This is a genomic window from Erythrobacter sp. JB1-15 (genome assembly GCF_057365035.1).
In genome coordinates, this window is the sequence record NZ_CP200295.1 from 1,000,689 (window position 1) to 1,019,513 (window position 18,825).

Annotated in this window: 17 protein-coding genes; 7 read left to right on the plus strand and 10 right to left on the minus strand. The window is 58.1% G+C overall.

Annotated elements, in window-relative coordinates:
- The first annotated feature begins 7 nt into the window (after nt 1-7).
- On the plus strand, nt 8-808 hold the full coding sequence (locus AC0V6L_RS04765; RefSeq protein WP_486153228.1) for a Rossmann-fold NAD(P)-binding domain-containing protein: 801 nt from the start codon (nt 8-10) through the stop codon (nt 806-808).
- Here the strand turns inward: AC0V6L_RS04765 and AC0V6L_RS04770 are convergent.
- Both AC0V6L_RS04770 and AC0V6L_RS04775 read right to left on the minus strand, forming a co-directional pair.
- Complete coding sequence (locus tag AC0V6L_RS04770; protein ID WP_486153229.1) at nt 785-1,705, minus strand: DMT family transporter; 921 nt, start codon at nt 1,703-1,705, stop codon at nt 785-787. The two genes, AC0V6L_RS04765 and AC0V6L_RS04770, sit on opposite strands and share 24 nt — an antisense overlap.
- Nucleotides 1,702-2,721 carry a threonine aldolase family protein gene (locus AC0V6L_RS04775; protein WP_486153230.1) on the minus strand — a complete coding sequence of 340 codons (1,020 nt, stop codon included), beginning with the start codon at nt 2,719-2,721 and terminating at the stop codon, nt 1,702-1,704. Before AC0V6L_RS04775 ends, AC0V6L_RS04770 begins: the two co-directional genes overlap by 4 nt.
- 50 nt (nt 2,722-2,771) lie before the next feature.
- On the opposite strand from AC0V6L_RS04775, the gene AC0V6L_RS04780 reads away from it, so the two are divergent.
- Nucleotides 2,772-3,077: a GNAT family N-acetyltransferase gene (locus AC0V6L_RS04780; protein WP_486153231.1), complete on the plus strand. Its 306-nt coding sequence runs from the start codon at nt 2,772-2,774 to the stop codon at nt 3,075-3,077.
- Nucleotides 3,078-3,108: 31 nt separating this feature from the next.
- On the opposite strand, the gene AC0V6L_RS04785 is transcribed toward AC0V6L_RS04780, so the two are convergent.
- Genes AC0V6L_RS04785 through AC0V6L_RS04795 form a run of 3 tightly spaced genes read right to left on the minus strand, consistent with a single transcriptional unit; the run spans nt 3,109 to nt 6,505 of the window.
- Nucleotides 3,109-4,710, minus strand: a complete 1,602-nt coding sequence (locus tag AC0V6L_RS04785) for a PH domain-containing protein (protein WP_486153232.1) — start codon at nt 4,708-4,710, stop codon at nt 3,109-3,111.
- Nucleotides 4,707-5,300, minus strand: coding sequence for a PH domain-containing protein (locus tag AC0V6L_RS04790; RefSeq protein ID WP_486153233.1), 594 nt, complete (start codon nt 5,298-5,300; stop codon nt 4,707-4,709). Before AC0V6L_RS04790 ends, AC0V6L_RS04785 begins: the two co-directional genes overlap by 4 nt.
- A 32-nt stretch (nt 5,301-5,332) precedes the next feature.
- Nucleotides 5,333-6,505 (minus strand): acyl-CoA dehydrogenase family protein, encoded by a 1,173-nt coding sequence (locus AC0V6L_RS04795; protein WP_486153234.1) that lies wholly within the window; start codon nt 6,503-6,505, stop codon nt 5,333-5,335.
- A 111-nt stretch (nt 6,506-6,616) separates the two neighbouring features.
- On the opposite strand from AC0V6L_RS04795, the gene AC0V6L_RS04800 reads away from it, so the two are divergent.
- Together AC0V6L_RS04800 and AC0V6L_RS04805 are read left to right on the plus strand one after the other, a co-directional pair.
- On the plus strand, nt 6,617-7,267 hold the full coding sequence (locus AC0V6L_RS04800; RefSeq protein WP_486153235.1) for a glutathione S-transferase family protein: 651 nt from the start codon (nt 6,617-6,619) through the stop codon (nt 7,265-7,267).
- On the plus strand, nt 7,267-8,031 hold the full coding sequence (locus AC0V6L_RS04805; protein WP_486153236.1) for an SDR family NAD(P)-dependent oxidoreductase: 765 nt from the start codon (nt 7,267-7,269) through the stop codon (nt 8,029-8,031). The genes AC0V6L_RS04800 and AC0V6L_RS04805 overlap by 1 nt, the downstream gene beginning before the upstream one ends.
- Before the next feature lie 10 nt (nt 8,032-8,041).
- On the opposite strand, the gene AC0V6L_RS04810 is transcribed toward AC0V6L_RS04805, so the two are convergent.
- Together AC0V6L_RS04810 and AC0V6L_RS04815 are read right to left on the minus strand one after the other, a co-directional pair.
- A complete protein-coding gene (locus tag AC0V6L_RS04810; protein ID WP_486153237.1) occupies nt 8,042-9,340 on the minus strand; it encodes a spinster family MFS transporter in 1,299 nt (432 codons plus the stop codon).
- Entirely contained in the window at nt 9,321-10,076 is a 756-nt protein-coding gene (locus tag AC0V6L_RS04815; RefSeq protein WP_486153238.1) for an SDR family oxidoreductase, read from the minus strand. Before AC0V6L_RS04815 ends, AC0V6L_RS04810 begins: the two co-directional genes overlap by 20 nt.
- 163 nt (nt 10,077-10,239) lie before the next feature.
- Between AC0V6L_RS04815 and AC0V6L_RS04820 the strand changes: the two genes are divergently transcribed.
- The 3 genes from AC0V6L_RS04820 (at nt 10,240) to AC0V6L_RS04830 (ending at nt 15,614) form a co-directional block, all read left to right on the plus strand.
- Nucleotides 10,240-11,529, plus strand: coding sequence for an aromatic ring-hydroxylating oxygenase subunit alpha (locus AC0V6L_RS04820; protein ID WP_486153239.1), 1,290 nt, complete (start codon nt 10,240-10,242; stop codon nt 11,527-11,529).
- Between the two features lie 227 nt (nt 11,530-11,756).
- The gene (locus AC0V6L_RS04825; RefSeq protein WP_486153240.1) at nt 11,757-14,204 is read left to right on the plus strand and encodes a TonB-dependent receptor; all 2,448 of its coding nucleotides are present in this window, start codon (nt 11,757-11,759) and stop codon (nt 14,202-14,204) included.
- A 180-nt stretch (nt 14,205-14,384) separates the two neighbouring features.
- A complete protein-coding gene (locus tag AC0V6L_RS04830) occupies nt 14,385-15,614 on the plus strand; it encodes an aromatic ring-hydroxylating oxygenase subunit alpha (RefSeq protein WP_486153241.1) in 1,230 nt (409 codons plus the stop codon).
- A 68-nt stretch (nt 15,615-15,682) separates the two neighbouring features.
- On the opposite strand, the gene AC0V6L_RS04835 is transcribed toward AC0V6L_RS04830, so the two are convergent.
- From AC0V6L_RS04835 to AC0V6L_RS04845, 3 genes are all read right to left on the minus strand, one after another.
- Entirely contained in the window at nt 15,683-17,266 is a 1,584-nt protein-coding gene (locus AC0V6L_RS04835) for a sodium:solute symporter family transporter (protein ID WP_486153242.1), read from the minus strand.
- A gap of 39 nt (nt 17,267-17,305) precedes the next feature.
- Nucleotides 17,306-17,554, minus strand: a complete 249-nt coding sequence (locus tag AC0V6L_RS04840) for a hypothetical protein (RefSeq protein WP_486153243.1) — start codon at nt 17,552-17,554, stop codon at nt 17,306-17,308.
- Nucleotides 17,555-17,736: 182 nt separating this feature from the next.
- A complete protein-coding gene (locus AC0V6L_RS04845; RefSeq protein WP_486153244.1) occupies nt 17,737-18,684 on the minus strand; it encodes an SDR family oxidoreductase in 948 nt (315 codons plus the stop codon).
- Nucleotides 18,685-18,825: the final 141 nt, after the last annotated feature.

Genomic DNA, 18,825 nt, shown 5'->3' on the forward strand with positions numbered 1-18,825 from the left:
CCCGCCCATGGCACATTTGTTGATATTTGGCCTTGGCTACACGGCAAAACGGATCAAGGCTGCGGTCGAGGCATCCGGGTGGAGCGTAGATGCAACGGGCAGTGCGGGCAATGTGGATTTCGCCGATAGAGAAGCGGTGCTGGGCGCGCTTGGCAAAGCGAGCCACGTTCTTTCCTCGGTCCCTCCCAGCCGCGAAACGGGCAGTGATCCGGTTCTGGATGATTACGGCGATGATCTAAAGGAGCGCGCGCTCTTCTACCTGTCCTCGACCGGGGTCTATGGCGATCAGCAAGGCGCATGGGTGGATGAGGCGACGCCCACGGTGGCACAAACAGGCGCTGGCCGCCGGAACGCGCGGGCCGAGGCGGACAAAGCTTGGCTGGAGCTTGGCGCACACGCATTTCGTTTGCCCGGCATTTACGGACCGGGGCGCAACGCGCTTGACCGGGTGAAAGACGGCAAAGCGCGGCGGATTGACCTGCCGGGCCAAGTGTTCAGCCGCGTTCATGTCGATGATATTGCGAGCGGAATTGCCCGTGCGCTAATCCAGGACGCACCGCCGGGCGCTTACAATCTGGGCGATGATCTCCCCGCAAGCGGCAATGCGGTCACCGAATATGCCTGCCAATTGCTGGGGGTGGAGCCGCCGCCGCTTGAAACTCTGGAAGAGGCAAACCTGTCAGAAATGGCGCGCGGCTTTTATGCGGAAAACCGAAGGGTTGCGAATGGTAAAGCCAAACGGGTGCTGGGCTGGCAGCCGCAATATCCGACCTATGCCGACGGATTATCGAGTTTGCTTCGCCCTTAGCGCAAGCACCATGCCCACCACCGCCAAAACCATTCCGGCTGCTGTGAGCCACGTCCATTCATAACCCTCAAACAGGGTCGACAAAGCCATCGCGACCGAAATCGTCAGGATCGAATTGTACGCAGTGCGCCCCGCGCCGATCTCGCGCACCAGATTATAATGGAGCGGGAACGTCACCACCGATCCGATCAGCGCCAGATAGACAATGCCGAGCCAGTAATTCGCATCGCTCGGCAAAGGCGGCGGGCCTGCGGTGAGATATGCAAAGCCCAAATCAAACACCGTCCCATACAGCATTGCCCATGCGAGCAGGCTGACCATCGGCACGCCGCGCCCTGTCGGATTGGCCTGAATGACATTGGCAACAGAGGCCGCGACGATGCCCAGCATCGCAAGCACAATACCAAGTCCCGGATTGCCGCCAACAACGCCCGCCTGCGGGTTGCTCAGCCATTCATGCGCGAGCAGGAACGACACGCCAACGATCGCGACAGCGCTGCCGATCACAAATCCGCTTTGCACCCGCTCCCCCAGAAACAGCCGCCCAAGCAGCGCATTGGGCACCATCAGCAAACCGAACATCATGGCGACGATGCCTGATGTCACATACAATTCCGCGTTGTAAACAAACAGAAAATTTCCGCTGAACTGGAAAATGCCAACCAATGCAGCAAGATAATGTTCAGGCCGGGTGAGCTTCAGCCGCCGCTTCATCACAAAGGCCACGAGAAACAGGGCCGGCGTCGCAAGGGCAAACCGGTAGAACACCGACCATGCAGCAGGCACACCGTCAATCTGGCCCGTAATCACCAGCCAGGTCGAACCCCAGATTGTGCCGGTCAGCAGAAACGGAATGATAACGCGCGGGCTCAGCAATGTCGCTGCGGGCGCGCTCATAGGTTTGCGATTGCCCTGGCAAGGGCGCACGCATCGGCCTCGCGCGTGTTCCATGCCGTGACAAACCGCGCGGCATCCGCGCCCCAGTCGTAAAACGCGAAACCTTGCGCGCGCAAAGTTTCGCGTTCGGCTGGCGTCAGGCGCACAAACAACTCGTTTGCTTCAACGCTATGCATCAATCGCTCGGCGCACGCGCCCGCGATTTCAGCCGCAGCCGCATTTGCATGGCGCGCATTGGTAAGCCACACATCGTCCTCGAGCATCGCAAGGATTTGCGCGGCGAGATAGCGCCCTTTGCATTGCAGGTGGCCCGCGCGTTTGCGGCGATAGCGCACTTGCGCCGCGTGGTCGGTGTCAAACAGCACCGCAGCCTCAGCGCTCATGCCGCCATTTTTGATAAAGCCAAAAGCGAGGCTATCGGCAGGGCCGGCAGCTTTTCGCGCCGCATCTTTCGCATCACCGCCCAGAAACGCTGCAGAATTGGCAAACCGCGCGCCGTCCATATGCAGGCCCAACCCGCGTGTCTTGGCAAACTCGCCAAGCGCGGAAAGCTGACCGGGCGTGTAAGTCCGGCCATATTCGCTTGCCTGCGTGATGCTGACCGCATGAGGCTGCACCTGATGCACATCATCGCGAATGGGGTCGATTACGGCTGCGATGTCATCTGGCGAAAGCAGAGCGCCTTGCCCGCATGCATGGATCAGCTTTGCGCCGTGCAGGTAAAATCCGGGCGCACCGCCTTCGTCCACTTCGATATGCGCCTCTTCGTGGCACACCACCGCGCCGTGCGGCGGGACCATTGTGCCCAGCGCGAGACAATTGGCCGCTGTCCCCGTTGCCACCCACAATGCCGCGCATTCGCGTCCGAACAGATCGGTGAAACGCTCATCCAACCGGGCTGACAAGGCATCGCCATCGTAAGGGTTATCGGCGCTGTCAGCGGCGCGCATCGCGTCCCACACGGCGGGGTGGACGGGCGCAGCGTTATCGGAGAGGAAAGGCTTCACATCAGTCATTGCAACCGCCTCTAACCCCGATAGAGCCAAGTGCAAGCAGGAGAACGCGAATGAGCGACACGCAAACGGACGTCACCATCACGCATGAAAGCCGCGGTGCCGGCGGCAAATACACTGCGCAAGTGGCAGGAGAGAGCGCGACTGGACATCTCGAATGGGAGCCGCGCGGCGATAATGTGCGGGTAGCGACCCACACGATTGTGCCCGATGAAATTGGCGGGCGCGGGGTTGCGGCACGGCTGGTCGAAGCGCTGATCGCCGATGCGCGCGAACAGGGCTTTAAAATCGATCCGCAATGCTGGTATGTCGCGCGCAAATTTGATCGCAATCCCGATTGGGCTGACCTGCGGGTCTGACTACAGGGGGCGACCGGCCCCGGCCCACCACCTAAGCTTCCAACCTCGAAAAATCCGTCCCGGCAATTGTTTCGAGCACTTCGCGGCGGACTTCTCTTGCGCGCTCGGCAGGGATGCCGGGGATCGACAATTCGCCCCCTGCAAGCCCCAAATGCAAAGTCGCATAGCCGCGTAGCCGCGCAATTGGTCCTTGGGAAATCTCAGCAGAATGCAGTTTGACGCGGCTTGCATATTGGCTTTTGGGGGCAAGCACGCCGTTCATCACCATCACCTGGCTTGCATCAAGACTGTGCCGCTTAAACCGCCAGGCAAAGCCTGCAATCGCGGCGGATATGGCTGCCAAAACCAAGGGCACAGCAATCGCCAGCGGCGTCCATTCCGGCGCATAAAAGCTCGTGCCGATGCCCGCTGCAAAGGCTGCCAATATAAAGAGCAGCGCATCGCCGATCATGCTGTCCGTTCGGTAAGCGCGCGTCGCGCGGTGCCAGTGCGCATCTGTATCGGGCAGGTGAAAGCCTGCTGCGGCCATAATCGGGGCGATTTCATCCAGCTTTGCAAAGGGAGCGACGACATGGCTGGCCGCGCCTGCATCCTGAGCGAGGCTGACGAATTTCAAATTGTGCCAGCCGAACCGATAGCGAAACCAGCGCGTGCCCACTTTCACGCCCTGAACCCGGTGCACAGGCATCACCACATCCGTTTTTGTAAACAGCCCGCGCCGCCGCCGAAACCCGCGCGCGGTGCGCTCCAGAGTGTATCCCCATTCGCGGCTGAAAGTGCGCAATAGGCCCGTGATAGACCCGATGACGATCACCGATAACAGCCCCAAAACCGCGCCAATCGCGGCCATGTTCGAACCCAGTTCAAGCAGCCAGCCGCCCTGTTCTTCAGCCAGAGCGCGCCAGTAATCCACTTCCCATAAATCCACGTCCAGAAAATTGTCAGCATATTGCAGCAGGCCCAGCACCACCGCAAACGCGGCGAGCGAAAATTCGAACAGGCCAAAAGTGAACAGGCGGCCTGCGTCCATGGCGAACAATGTTTCAGATAGCGTTTCGGATTGCGTCTCGGCCGCGCCAGCCGCCGCCTCTTCGCCGCTGTCCCCGGCCACATCTGCCTGCGGAGATGCAATGGCACCGGCATCATCGCGGCGTTCGCGCACAAGTTCGCGCAGCGCCTCACCCTCTTCCAGTTTCAGGAAAGCCAGCGCCAGATCATCCCCGCCGCCAGCGCCTGTTTCAAATTTCACAGACGCAAGCCCGAAAACGCGCGCCAGCAAAGCCTGTTCCAGGCTCACATCCTGTATCCGTTCATAAGGGACGGAACGGGCGGTGCGGCTGAGAATGCCGCTTTCCACCCGAATATCGGCTTCCCCGACGGTGTAAGTGAGTTTGCGCCAGCGCAGATAGCTTGCAAGCGCGCCCATCGCGATGATGAACCCGCCAAGGCCCAGCCCGATGATAAGGCCATAGCCATCTATCCCGCTGCCGAAAGCGGCGGCGAGCGCGGGAAAAATCGCATTGCGAATGCCCGATAGCGCGCCCACCAGAACGCTTAACGGGGCGGTGCGCTGCGACTGTGTTTCGGGATCAGCGCCAGCAGTTTTGGCGATGGGCGGAACGCTCGCGCTCACAGGGTTTCCCGCTTGATATGGGCCCGAATGTCCTCGCGCATGTCTTTGGCCAGATCATGATTCAGGCCGGGCAGCATAACCGATGCATTGTGATTGCCAGCGGTGTGGACCGTTAGCGTGGCGATGTTGAAAAACCGTTCAACCGGGCCTTGATCGACATCGATATGCTGGACGCGGCCAAACGGTACGACCGTGTCGGAATGCCACAAAATCCCGCGCACCACGCGCAACCGATCAGCGCTGATCTGATAGCCGCGCGCGGCATAGCGGCGCGCAGGCACGCGGATGATCCAGAACGCGCATAACAGCAAAGTGATGCCGCCCACCACGCCCGGCGGCATGCCGGTCTCAGGCAAAATCGCACTTTCGGCCACCAGAGCGCCAATCAGCAGCATCAGCGAGGTGAGCATGGCCGAAACCCGCAAAGCGTTCACATAATTGGGATCAAGCTTGGTCAGCTCCGCGCTATCATCAACGGATCCCTCAACAAAACCCCCAGCATCACCAAGCGCCTTTGGCGAAGGCGGGGTGGCGGGGCCGAGACTGGCCGATAACGGGTCTGGCGATTGCGAAGGCGCATTGGTGTCCATACACCTGTATTTGGGCAAGCGGCCCAAACAGATCAAGACGCGCGCTGGTTAAACCGCCGCCCGATCATCGCGCTTGCGATATTGGTTTTCTGCACATCAATAGCGCCGCCGGCGATCCCCCAGGCATAGGCATCGCGCAGGCGCTGCTCCATCCCGTATTCGGTGTGATAGCCATATCCGCCCATCACCTGCATGCCCAGCGCTGCGACATCGCGCACGATTTCATTGGCAAAGCATTTGGCCAGGCTGCTTTCATAAACGGTGGGCAGGCCATCATCCTGCGAAGACGCGTTGATCGCAGCCCGGTGGATCAGCAGGCGCGCCGCATCCACTTTCATCGCCATATCGGCCAGCTTCAGTTGCACCGCCTGAAAATCGACGATGGGTTTGCCAAAAGCTTTGCGTTCCTGCGTGTATTCTAGCGCCTGTTCCAGCGCCCCTGCAGCAACGCCAAGCGATTGCGTGGCATTGCCGCAGCGCTCCAGCCCGAACGCGCTCATCAATTTGCCGAAACCGCCGGCGCCCACAATCACATTTTCGTGCGATACTTTCACATTGTCGATGGCGAAATCGGCAGTGGGAATGCCGCGAAATCCCATCAATTCCTCGCGCTTTCCGAAGTTCATGCCCTCCATATCGCGTTCGAGCAGGATCGCGCCGATCCCCTTTGCGCCCGGATCATCAGAGAACCGCGCATAGGTGACGTAGTAATCGGAATGCCCACCGCCGCTGGTCCAGCGCTTATATCCGTTGACGATATAGCCATTGCCGTCCGCTTCGGCCTTGGTCGTCAGATCGGTCAGCGCGGTTCCTGCATCGGGTTCAGACATCGACACCGCGACGATTTTTTCGCCTTTGATAACCTCTGGCAGGATACGCGCTTTCATTTCGGGAGAGCCAAACCGGTCGATTGTCCGCACAGGGCCGGTGAGCGCTTCGAACACCGGAAAGGCGACCGCATTGGAAACTTGCGCAAATTCTTCGAGCACCAACAAAGCTTCGAGATGGCCCAGCCCCAGCCCGCCATATTCGGCTGGCAAGTTCACACCCAGAAAGCCCATTTCGCCATAAGTGCGCAGCATGTCGTGCGGGACCGGATAGTCTTTAACTTCCATATCGCGCGCGAGATCTGTCAGTTCGCTGCGGGCAAATTTGCGCGCGGTCTCTTTCAGTTCGCGCTGGTCATCGGTCAGTTGGAAATCCATGTCAGTATCATGTCCCTGTCAATCCACCCGTTTGCCCTAGCGCATTTGTGAGGGCGACGGGCAAGCTTCAAAAGCATAGGATCGCGCACAATTTCAAATTTGAGGAGAGTGATGATGCCGAAACTCCATTCCAGTCTGGGGCCAAACCCACGTCTTGTGCGCATGTTTATGACCGAAAAGGGATTGGAAGAGGGCAAGGACTTTGAACGGGTTCACTACGACATCATCACCGGCGAAAACCGGCAAAGCGCAGACTATCTGGCCAAAAACCCGCTAGGCACGATCCCCACGTTGGAACTGGACGATGGCACCTGCCTTACCGAAAGCTGGCCCATCTGCGAGTATGTCGAAGAACAGCACCCCGCCCCCAATCTGTTTGGCGAGACCGCAGCCGAGCGCGCCGAAGTGCGCAAATGGGCGCGATTGTTCGATCAGGAAGTCGTTGTGCCAATGACCATGGGCTTTCGCGCCGGCGCAGGCCGCCCCATGTTTGAGCCCCGCATGAGCGTGGTGAGCGCAGAAGCAGGCGCAGAGTTGTCGGCCATGTCTGACGAGAAGTGGCGGATGTTTGATAGCGTTTTGGGCGATAGCAACAATCTTGCGCTTGGCCGGTTTACGTTTGCGGACTTGTTGATGTTTTGCTTTGCCAATTTCGGGTTCACTGTTGGGTGGAAACTGCCAGAGGGGACAGATAATCTTGCCCGCTTTGTCGAAACCCATAACGCGCGGGCCAGCGCTGCGGTTTGGCAAGAGACGGAATAATGCCGGACCTTTCGGGCAAGGTCGCCATTGTCACTGGCTGCGCGAGCGGGATTGGAGCCGCCACAGTCAAACGCCTCGCCGCAGATGGGGCAGATGTGCTGGGCACAGATGTAAACCCGGATGGCAGGCCCGTTTGCGAAGCGGTCGGCGCAGGCTTTACGGTTCAAGATGTGGCAGACACCGCGCTTTGGCCCCAAATTATAGAGCAGGCGACCGCGTCGTTCGGCAGGCTCGATATTCTTGTCAACAATGCAGGGATCATCTCGCAGGCCTCGATCGAGGACGTGACCGATGAGCTTTGGGATCAGACTTACGGCGTCAATATCAAAGGCACGATGGCTGGGTGCCGCGCCGCCATTGCTGCGATGAAAGCCAATCCGGGCGGGTCAAAAGGGGCGCTCATCAACATCGCGTCCACTTCGGCCATGGCCGCATTGCCGGGCGATGCGGCCTATTGTTCGAGCAAGGGCGCGGTGGGCGTGCTTTCCAAAAGCATCGCGGTCCATTGCGCGCAAAAGGGCTATAACATTCGCTGCAACACCGTAATCCCCGGCGCGACCGAGACAGGCATTTTGAACGCGGCAGAACAGGCCGTGCCGGGCCTGAAAGCAGCAGTTGCTGCAACGTCTCCGATGAACAGGCTGGGTGATCCGGCGGAAACAGCTGCTGCAATTGCGTTTCTCGCGAGCGATGAATGCCCATTTATGACGGGCGCTGAAATGCTGGTGGATGGGGGCGCCTTGTCGATCCATCCCGGTTTCTAAGGGCAGACTTTCATTCCGATTGCATCCGCTCCAGATACCCGCTGGAACGCATTTGCGCAGCCGTCCAGGCAAACACCGCCATGGCGATCACGCCTGATACAAGGCACACGCCGAACACAGAAATCGTCAGCGACAGTGACCCTTGCGTGGGCGCGAGCCAATCGCTGACCCACCCGATCACAGCAAGACCCAGGGCCTGACCCACCAGATTGTTGAAGAACAGCGCAATCGCGACCGCAAATCCGCGCTGGCCCGGCTCCACCGCCGCCTGAATGCCGGACAGGATCGGGGCCTGGCTCATCACGTAAATCGCATAGGCAACCGCGAAAAAGCCAAGGAACGGCCAGAACCCGCTTGATGACAGGCTCAGCGCGAGCGGCACCACGCAGCCCAGGCTGACAATGCCCGGCATCCAAGCGCGCCAGCGTTCATCGCGCCGGGTCAGCCAGCCTGCAATATAGCCGCCCAATATCGGCCCCGGCACGCCGCCGATAAAGAAAGCAAGGCCGAGATATAGCCCCACATCCCCGCTGGAAATGCCGAAATTGCGGATCATCACAGCCGCCATCCAGAAGGCCAGCGCATAGCCGATCATGATCTGCACCGCCCAACCGACCGCCAGCCCCATAAAAACGCGGTTTTTCGCAAGTGTCTTTGCGGTTTCCAAAAGCGGTTGCTGCTCAATCTTGGCATCATCAGGGGCGAACCGGCCGCGCAAGGGTTCACGCACGGTGAAATAGACGATCGCCCCGATGATCATGCCGGGCAAACCCATCAGCACAAACGCCCAGCGCCATCCAAACAACTCGTTCAACTGTCCGCCCACAATCAACCCGCCCGCTGTGCCCATGGTCGCGCCGATGGTGAGAAACCCCATAGCCTTGGCCAATTCTGCCCGCGGGAAATAATCGGCCACCAGGCTTTGCGAGGCAGGGCCAGAGCACCCTTCGCCAACGCCCACGCCAGTGCGCGCAGCAAACAATGTCCAGAACCCTGTCGCAAGCCCGCACAGAGCGGTCATTCCGCTCCAGAACGTGATCGCGGCAGAGACAATGTTCTTGCGCACCGACCGGTCGGCCAGCCGCGCTGCGGGAAAGCCTGCGATCACATAAGTCAGCGCAAACGCCAGACCGCCGAGCAAGCCGATCTCGCCATCGGAAAAAGCAAACTCTGCCTTGATATCCTCAAGCAGGATCGAAAAAACCAACCTGTCAGCGATGGAGAACATGCTGACGAGCGTCAGCAGCGCCAGCACATACCAGCTGCTGCGAGATGCTGTCTCAGGCGGTTTAATGGTGGGGTCTGGCATCAAGGCCATTGTCGACAGGGATCGTCAGCCCGTTCAAAAACCGCGCATCATCGCTTGCGAGAAACAACACGCAGCCCGCTACATCATTGGGATGGCCCAGCCCATCCAAGGGCAACGGGCCTGCGGGTATTTCCATTGGCGCTTCGCCCGCACGGCCTGACACTTCCATCACCATCGGCGTTTCAATTCCGCCGGGCGCAAGCGCGTTCACACGAATGCCATATCCTTCATCCTGGCAGTGCATCGCAATGGAGCGCGTCATCGAAGAAATCGCGCCTTTTGCCGCAGTATAAGCGGGGATCATCGGATATCCCATCAGGGCAGCGGTTGATGCCATATTGACGATGGAAGAACCCCCACCGCCATTGGTCTTGTGCCGATGCTTCATCAAGGGCAGCGCATATTTGCACCCCAGAAATGTGCCGTTGACATGAATATCAAGGTGCAGCTTGAAATGATCGAGCGAACAATCCTCGATATTCTCAAAGATCACATTGCCCGCATTGTTGACGAGGATATCAAGCCCGCCGTGGCGTTCCTGCACCGCCTGCATCACGTCGATCCATTGGCCTTCATTGGTCACATCCAGCGCCATGGCATCGCCGCCGATCTGGTCGGCGACTGTGTGCGCCAGTTCCACCTCGCGGTCGGTTACGATAACCTTGGCACCTTCTGCGGCAAGCCTTTCGCAATCCGCCTTGCCCAGACCCATTGCGCCGCCTGTAACAAGAGCCACGCGCCCCTCAACTCTTCCTGCCAATTGCTCTCTCCCAAAAGCCTGTGTCTTTATTCGCAGACTAGGCAGGCGAGCGGCGCGCGCCACTGATTAAAGCGATGAGAAAAGTGTGAGGTGCATTCTTGTGCGCCTGGCGTAAATTTGCAGGCGGGAGAACACGTCAATGATCGACGCTGCTGAAATTGCGCGCCTCAAAGCTTTGATGGAATGGGAAGGGAAGCGCACTGCCCCGCCTGAAGGTTTTCCAAAGCTGCCCGATATGCCCGCCGCGCGGTATACGAGCGCAGAATATTACGCGCTCGAACAGGAACATATCTTTCGCAAAAGCTGGCTGTTTGCCGGCCATATCGACGAGATCCCCGAACCCGGCTGCTATATGCGCTGGCACAATGCGGGCGATCCGATTGTGATTGTGCACGGCATGGACGGCGAGGTGCGCGCGTTTTACAACACGTGCCGCCATCGCGGCGCGCCGGTTGTCACGCAGGATCGCGGCAAATCATCGCGGTTGATGTGCGGCTATCACAATTGGACGTATAAAACCGATGGCACTCTGGTGGGCGTGCCCGAACGCCAGGATTTCCCCGCAGATTTTGACATGAGCTGCCGGGGGCTGATCCCGGTCCGGTGCGAAATGCTGGGCAATGTCATCTTTGTGAACTTTGACGATGAAGCCATGCCGCTTACCCAGTGGCTTGGCCCGCTGATGCAGGAATGGGACGAATTCGCGTTTGATAAAGTGCGCCTTGCCGCGCGCTATTCGTTCGATCTCAATTGCAATTGGAAAGTCGCGATGGAAGCGAACATGGAAGTTTACCATGTCCCTTTTATCCATCCCCATACGGTTGCGCCGCTCGTTGATCCCAAGCGGAATTACAACACGCTCTACCCCAATGGCCATGCGCGCATGCTGGCCCCTGCCCCTGAAAACACAGACCGCGAGCATGTGCGCGCGCTCGACAGTCCGCCTGAATGGCAAGAGATTGAAACCGTGGGCGAGCTTGGCCGGACATGCACGCAAAGCTATACTTTGTTTCCCAATTGGGTGTCGCCTTTGTCAAATTATTTCGTCCCCCCGCTGGTGTTCTGGCCAACATCGCTGACCACCACCCGGCTTGAGCTGGTGACGATGGCGCCCGACTGGGGTGATGGGCCGCCGCCTGATCTTTGGACGGTGCCTGACCCGGCCTCTCCCAATGGCCGCAATATGAGCCCGATCATTTTGGAAGACACGCAATTTGGCGAAGCAATCCAACAATCCATGCAAAGCGCTGCGTTCAGGTCTGTGCCGCTATCCTATCAGGAAGCGCGCATCTATTCGTTTCATCAAAGCTGCGACAATATGATCGGCACCGACAATGTGCCTGCTGATTTGCGCGTTGAGCAGGTGATTGGTGATGACTGGGTGCACCCCAATGACCCGCGCCGCGGCGAGTTGCAGGCGGCGCAATAACCGCCACTCACGCCTTCCGTTTACGTAAGATGACGCTACGGCATTGAGTATAAATCGCGCTTTGTGGCCAAAATGACGCATTTTGCAACTCTGCCTAGCGCTTTTGCTAGATGAGCGCGCTCTTGGTCCTCCATACACTCCAGTCATAGCTTTACCGTTGCATTTAAAGCAGCGGCGGCTGGGGAAATGGGTCGGCGTCACGCGCCGCTCACAAGGGAGAGACACACATGATCACACTTCACGCCCGCAATGCCTCTGGCAATCTGACACGCACCGCGCGCCGCGCTTTGATGGGCAGTGCAGCGGCCACGGCGCTGGTCGCAATGCCCCAAGCTGCTTTTGCGCAGGATGCCGAAGTGATCGATGCATCCGCCACAGACGAAGCGGAAACGCCTGTGATCATCGTTCAGGCGCGGCGGCAGAACGAAACCCTTCAGGAAGTGCCCGTGACCGTGACCGCAATCGGCGGCGAAGTGCTCGAGCAATATGGCGTTGATCAGGTCGCCGATGTTGTGGGGCGTGTGCCGACACTGAACGTGCAGGTCGGCGGATCGGGTTCGGGCGGTCAGCTGTCCTTGCGCGGAGTTGGCTCTTCCAACATCTCTGCCGCGTTTGACAGCGCGGTCGCGTTCGATTTTGACGGAGTGCAAATCTCGACCATGCGCCTTGTGCAGGCTGGCTTTTTCGACACCCAGCAGATCGATGTCCTAAAGGGTCCGCAATCCTTGTTCTTTGGTAAATCGGCATCCGCTGGTGTGTTTGCGATCCGCTCCGCTGATCCGACATCAACCTGGGAAGTGGGCGGTCGCGCGCAATATGAATTTGAAGAAAAAGGCTACACGCTCAACGGCTATATCTCTGGCCCTGTCACCGATACACTGGGTATTCGGCTCGCGGCGCAATGGAATGACATTGATGAATATGTCGAGCTGCAGGAGGGCACGCCAGCAGCCAATGGCCGGTTCCGCGGGACTGACAATCTGGTCATTCGCGGAACGCTCGATTTTGAACCGAGCGATATGTTCGATGCTAACCTCAAACTGCAATATGTGAAAAACACCAATGATGGTGCAATCCAGCATTCAGATCTCAATTGCGGCGCGAACGGCGTAGCTGATCCGATCTCCCTGCTTGGGGGCGGCATCCTGATTGATCCGGGCTATGACTGCAACGACACCGATCAACGTTATTTCCTGCCCGATTCCGCAGCGCCCCTGGCGCCCGGAGTTCCCACACCATCACCGGCAGCGGGACGCAATGGGGTGCCATTCGGCGAAACCGAGATTTTCTTTGGCCGCCTGCTGTTTAACCTACAACTGTCAGACAGCTTGAAACTCACTTCTACCAGCGGTTTTCTGGATCTCGATGCGGTCGATTTTGATTGCTATTCCTATGGCGGACAATTCCCCGATGGCGCAGGCGGATTTGTCGCTGGCGGTGTGGGCTGTTCTGACCCTGAAAACCAGCTTGAACAATACACACAAGAAGTCCGGCTGACGTCCGATTTTGGCGGGGCATTTAATTTCATGCTGGGCGCATTTTACGAGGACCGCACTTTTGTCTTCGACACCGCGCAGCAAGCCGTCAACATATCCTTCCTCGGCGCCGATCCCATCACTGGCTTCACCTATGACTGGGACAAACGCCACGTCACCAAAACCGAAGCTTTGTCAGTGTTTGGCTCTGTCTTCTTTGATCTGACAGACGATCTCGAGCTGTCGGGCGGGGTCCGGTACACAGATGAGAAGAAAACCCAAACCATCAGCGTGCCATTCCTGCATCTGTTCCTGCAAGGCCCGGGCTTTGTGGCTCCTGGGTTCTTTTCTGGTCCCATCGATTTTGCCGATGACAATATCTCACCCGAAGTCACGCTGAGATATCAGGCCGCCGATGACATCAATATCTTTGCCTCTTTCAAAACGGGCTTTAAATCGGGCGGCATTGATAACTCTGCGCTGCCGTCTTCCAGCTTGAGCGCGGCGGCATTGTCCGGCGATTTCTCCGCCCTTATCTTCGATTCTGAAACAACAATCGGCGGCGAGATTGGCGTTAAATCGCAATGGGCAGATCGCACAGTCACATTGAACGCGACGGTGTATCACTACGTGTTCTCTGATCTTCAAGTGCAAAACTTTGATCCAGTAAACATCCAGTTCCTTACCTTGAACGCTGGCGAACTGACTTCGCAGGGTGTGGATCTGGAATTTAGCTGGCGCACTCCTGTCGAAGGTCTGACCGTATCGAGCAATATTGCTTATCTCGATGCCTCATTCACTGACAGCTTCGTGACATCGGCGGGCATTGATCTGGATGGCCGTGATGCCGCCCGCGCGCCGACATGGTCAGGCAATGTCGCGTTTGACTGGATGATCCCTGTCGGCAGCAGCCTTGAACTTGGCCTTGGCGGAAATGCAATCTTCTCAGACGACTACATCACCAATGAGGATTCGCTGAACGACTTTGTCCAAGATGGCTACGTCACATTTGACGCGCGCGTTTCGATCGGAGATGCTGATGGCAAATGGAAGCTTGCCGTGGTTGGCAACAATCTGGCGGACGAGATCTGGACCAACACATCTGCCGGACGGCCATTCCTGCCCGTAGGCGGCGATGATATCATCCTGACTCAAAACCGCGGGCGCCAAATCTTTGCGGAGGTTAGCTTCCGCTTCTGATGAGGCTGGCGGAATAATATTGTAAAAGAAGGCGGGCTTTCGGGTCCGTTTTCTTTTTCTTTTGGGTGGAGGCCAAAGCCAGCCCGCTCCCTCCACCCTTCCACCCGGATCATATCCCGGAGTAGAATCCGGGTGGAAGGGTGGAGGGAGCGGGCTGGCTTTGGCAAGGTGCACAAACAGATGTCACGCGAAGAACTCATCACTATGACTCGCAGCCTGATTGATCACGGCGCGGCTGATACGATGGAATATGCCGACGAAGTCGTCAAAATCCCGGCCAGCACTTACACCGATCCTGATCTGTTTGACCTGGAAAAGCGCAACATTTTTCGCCGGTTGCCGCTTATGGTCGCGCCATCATGCGAATTGCCCCAGCCCGGCGATTACAAAGCCATGGAAATTTGCGGAGTGCCGCTGCTGCTCACCCGTCAGCGCGATGGGAAAGTGGGCGCATTTTTGAACATGTGTTCGCATCGCGGCAATCCTGTGGTTGAGGCAGGGACAACCGGAAATGCTTCGCGCTTTATGTGCGGATATCATGGCTGGACGTTCAAGAATGACGGCGATCTTGTGGGCGTTGCTTCGCCAAAGGATTTCGGTGCGGTTGATAAGGCGGCTTTGTGCCTCAAACGGTTTCCCGTGTATGAAAGCGCCGGGCTGATCTGGGCCACTCTCGATCTCAATTCCAAACTGTCGATCCCGGACTATCTGTGCGGCTATGACGCGCTGCTTGATGCGTTCGGGTTGGATGGGTGGACCCTGTTTGCGCAGCGCACATTGGCGGGGCCGAATTGGAAGACGGCCTATGATGGCTATCTCGATTTCTATCATCTGCCCGTGCTGCACAAAGACACCTTTGGCGCGGATTTCTTTAACCGGGCCAATTACTTTTTCTGGGGTCCGCATCAACGCCTCTCCAGCCCCTCAAAATTCGCGCAGAAAACGGGCAGCGATGAAATGCTTGATCTGTCCGAAATGAGCGATGAGCAATTACCCGATGACGCGCTGACCCAAGGGGTGTGGACGATCTTCCCGCATATCTCGATCGCCAGCTTTTATGGCGGCGGACAGCGCGGGGCGATGATCTCGCAATTGTTTCCCGGCGAGAGCGTGGGGGAAAGCTTTACCACGCAGTTCTATGTGATGGAGAACCAACCCGAAAACGAAGCCGACATCAAATCAGCGCATGAACAATTTGACTTTCTCGAAGTCGTTGTGCGCGATGAGGATTACGCGACCGGCAAACGCCAACACGAAGCGCTGCAATCGGGCATGATGGACCATGTCCTTTTCGGCAAGAACGAACGCGGCGGGCAGGTGTTTCACCAATGGGCCGCGAAATTGACCCATGCCTCAGATGAGGAATTGGCCGAAATATTCACCGCCGAGGCGCAGCAGGCGGCTGAGTAGACCGCCGGCCACAGCGGGCCTTGATGCCATTCAGGCCGTCCGCAAGGTTAGATCATCACCCGGTGGCATCACCACAGCCACACATAGAGCCCTGCGAGTATAACCACGGTTATCGCGGCCAGTACGTTAAACAAGACGCTGGTATCAAAGCGCATATCGCCAAGATCAACCACGCGGTCTTGATCAGGCGGCCGCGTCATCCGCGAGACAACCATGGCGGCAACCACTCCCACCATGAACACGATCCAGATGCGAACGACGAACGGCAATTCGGGCAAAGCAGCATTGACGATCAAATTGAGCGCAACCGAACCGATCAATGCGGTAAATGCGCCTGCAGAATTCGCTCGCCTGTCGAAAAAGCCGAGGAGGAAGACAATCACGATGCCCGGTGCGATATAGCCTGTGTATTCCTGCACAGTCTGAAACGCGCTTTCAAACCCGCCCAAAAACGGCCGCGCCAGCACCAGCGCGATAATCATCGCGGCAAAAGCGGTTAGCCGCCCGACAGTGACATAGTGCTTCTCATCGCGCTCAGGCTGCCAATGGCGGTACAGGTCCATCGTGAAAATGGTGGAGATGGAATTCATCATTGATGCAAGCGAGGACACAATCGCAGCGATCAGGGCTGCAAACACCAGTCCGCGAAGGCCAGCCGGGGCAAAGCCCATCAATTGGCCGTAAGTCCGGTCAGACTTTTCGGCCAAGGCTGCTCCGTCAAGCATTCCCTGCTGCGCCAGAATAACGGCGGCGATGCCGGGGATGACCACAATAAACGGCACCAGCAATTTGAGAAATGCGGCAAAAGCCAGCCCCTTTTGCGCCTCGCCAAGGTTTTCCGCTCCGAGCGCGCGCTGGATTATGTATTGGTTGAAGCCCCAATAGCTGAAATGGAGCACCCACAACCCGCCGAGCAGCGTCCAGATCCCGGGCAATTTGTCATAACCCTTATCGCCCTCATCCAGGATCATTTCGAAATGGCCCGGCATTTCCTGCATAAGAAATCCAAACCCCGCAAAAGCGCCATTTGCCGGCAAGGCATCAAGCGCAAACCACGTGATCGCCAGCCCGCCAATGATCAGGATCACGACCTGAATGATATCGGTCAAAGCGACGGCTTTCAGCCCGCCATAAAGCGAATAAAGCGCCGCAAAGGCCGCCAGAGCCATCATCGCGGGCATCACACCCCATCCGGTCAGCGTATCCACCGCAAGACCGCCAAGCCACAGCACCGCCGTCAAATTCACCGCCGTGTAAAGCGCCACCCAGAAAACGCTCATCAGGTTTTTGACGCCTGTGCCATAGCGCTGCTCTAGGAATTGCGGCATCGTGTAAATCTGGCGTTTCAGAAAGATTGGCAGGAAGTATTTGGCCACGATCAGCAGGACAATCGCGGCCTGCCATTCATAAGCGGCAATCGCGATGCCAATGGCAAAGCCTTCGCCCGATTGGCCAATGATTTGTTCGGCCGAAATGTTGGATGCAATCAGCGACGCCCCAATCGCCCACCACGGCAGCGCGCGACCGGCCAAAAAGTAATCTTCGGTGTTTTTGGCGTGCCCTTTGGGCTCGCGGCTGACGAACAAGGCGATGCCCAGCAGAGCCAGAGCATACCCTGCAATAATCACAATATCGATCGTCTCGAGCGTCACTGCCGCTCTCCCCTCAAAGTGTTTTGCGCAGCCGCTCTTTTAGAACGAGCACTCCGCACCGTCAGCTGCGTTGTTTTGTGCAATGGCCGATATCTGGATCGAGAAAGGCGCCGCTGATTTGATTGTCAGCGCGTTGTTCAATCCGTCAAGGCATTGCCGCGTCACTACCATGTCGCGCCAGCCCTTGCCATGAGCGAGAGTTAGTTCCCGCGTGATATCCAGATGGCTGCCGCCGCTTGTAAGCACGACCGATCCCGTTTTGCCCGCCTCATCAGACCATGCTTGCAAGCTTTCCTACACGGGCGCAGGCCTGTAATCCTGCCCGCCGCACACTGGCCGCGATGCAGGAGATTATGCCCCCGAACGAAAGGTTACACCATTGCCCCGCTGAAAACGCGCGGTGGCCCGAGTTTTCCAAGCTTTGCGGGTTTACCGAACTTTTGCAAAAACCCCTCTCAGCGGTCCATGTCTCACCCAAAGGCAGGCCGGAAATTGCTTTCGCCCCAATCCTGCCGCTTGGTCCAATCGCCCAAAGTCTCCAGTTTTCCGTCAAGCTCGGGGAAGCGTTCATAGACGTGGTCCATGTCCACTTCGAAAGGCCGCGTGGGCGCGGTGTTGTTGTATTCGTAAAACGCCTGAATGCCTTTGGCGAAATCTTCGCGCATTTCCGGCGGCATGGTGTCGCCCGCGGCTTCGACGAGATAGCGGCCAAACTCTTCGGGCGAGCATGGATCGTAGGTGATCTCCTTGCCCAGGGCATCGGTCAGATATTGGGTGACCTGTTTGCCCACCAGCCGCTCTGGCCCGCCAATGTTGAGCCATGCGCCTTCCATATCAGGGCGATCAAGGCTGGCGAGCATGAAGCGCGCGACATCATCAAGGCTGATCCAGTTGGCATGCAATTCCGGGTTGTGCGGGTACACATAGCGCCCCTCATCCACGATAAACGGGCGCGCCCAATTGGTCAGCAGATTGTCCATGAAGAGCACGCTGCCAAACACGGTGCCGGGACAGCCCGAACGCCACAGAGCGTTGATCCCTTTGGTGTTTTCGCCATAGGTGAAGGGATCGCCGGGACGATCAGGGATCCAGCTCGACGTGTTCCACACCAGCCGTTTGACACCCAGCTCAGCGGCGGCTTTGCCCAGATCGCCGATCAGCACGGCGCGGTCCGCGCGGGCCTGAAGGGGGTGCGTGTAAAAGACGTAGTCGGTCCCTTCGAGCGCGGGCTTGTACGTGGCGGCATCATACAGATCCATCGCGCGCACTTCGACGCGGTCAATGCCGTCGATCTTGGCTCCGCCAAACGGATCGGCCTGACGCGAGATAGCGCGCACGTCATAGCCTGCCTTCAAAGCCTGACGGACCTGCGCCATGCCCTGACGACCCGATGCGCCGATTACAGTGATAAGTGCCATGCTTGTGTCTCCCGATATGTGCTGCGGGAATAGCCGTTCAGTCGTGGGACGCGCACCGCGCCAAAGTGATAGCGCGCGCGCATTTGCCCCTAGCAAAAGCGAGGGCTTGCCCCGGCGATCCCCACCCCGGACAGTGCGGTG